2 protein-coding genes are annotated in these 1073 nt (G+C 29.7%); both read right to left on the reverse strand.

Annotation, left to right across the window (positions count from 1 at the left end):
- Positions 1 to 742, reverse strand: a 742-nt coding sequence (locus B2S90_RS00985) for a hypothetical protein (protein WP_286696400.1), incomplete at its 3' end; no start/stop codon positions are given.
- A gap of 9 nt (positions 743 to 751) precedes the next feature.
- On the reverse strand, positions 752 to 898 hold the full coding sequence (locus B2S90_RS00990) for a hypothetical protein (RefSeq protein WP_187114898.1): 147 nt from the start codon (positions 896 to 898) through the stop codon (positions 752 to 754).
- Between the last annotated feature and the right edge of the window lie 175 nt (positions 899 to 1073).

Below are 1073 nucleotides of genomic sequence, written 5' to 3' on the forward strand. Positions count from 1 at the left end.
CCCATAACTTTTTATCTTCTTCAATGACATTTCCCTCTTGAGAAACTTCTTTATCCAATGAACTATACTGAGTGAAGCATGGTCGTTTCCTAGACATTTGTTTCATCGCTTTTTGGCGATAGTCTTTCATATCATCAGACTCTAAAGCTTCTTCTTCATCTAATTCTGCATCAAGCTTTGCGACATAGTCTTTCCACTCATTGACAGCTTCTACATAGTCTTCTTCATCACTAAATTCACTTGGATCAACAGGATATTGATGATTTGGATCATATAATTCCAGCCAATGTATTCTTTCATCTATTTCATATTGATACTCATAAGGTGAATCATAATCTAGAGGATCAATACAATAAAATTCATTTTCAGGATCATACTTCTCTTTTATTCTCTTTGTTAGAGCATCCAGATAAGTATCTTCATTCTTATAGTTTTGTGGATCAATATCAAAGTCACCATATCTAGATACTTCTTCAATCCACTCAAGATGTTCTAAGCATATATTAACTGATTTTTCATAGTCTTCAAAATTATCATATTTAGATACATCAACATAATGATCACATTCATCAAATGGATCTGCTTCAGATTTCCAATCATCACGCAAAGCATTTAAATATTCTTCTTCAGTATCATACCAATCAACATCTACAAAGAATTGTTGGTGAGGATTATATTTTCTCACCCATCTATCTTTGTTTAAATCTTTAAGTGTTTGAAATAGTGTTGTTATTCTTCCCATAGTATCACCTTAATCTTCTATTGCTTCTTGATAATCCTCTAAAGAATTATAATCATATAGTTTTATATTGAAATAATGGTCTAGATTATATATTTCAGCCCACTTGTCTTTATTTACCATATTAAGTAATTCATGTAATAGTAATAATCTATTCATTGTAATCACCTCATTTATTTAATTATATAAAGTTTTTACTTATACCTCCATGAGAAATGTAAAATGTAAAATTATTCTTGTGTCCATCTAAACTTTTGTGCTTTTTCTTTTTCATAATTGACTTACTGTGCCATATAGGTTATATTACTTTTGTGATTAGATTGCAGATACTCGT

This window comes from Catenibacterium sp. UBA627 (assembly GCF_002299355.1).
Taxonomy (GTDB): domain Bacteria; phylum Bacillota_I; class Bacilli_A; order Erysipelotrichales; family Coprobacillaceae; genus Catenibacterium; species Catenibacterium mitsuoka.

What these genes read in the sequence shown, in the direction of transcription:
- B2S90_RS00990 (WP_187114898.1), bottom strand. Translation starts at nt 898, where the DNA reads ATGAATAGATTATTACTATTACATGAATTACTTAATATGGTAAATAAA.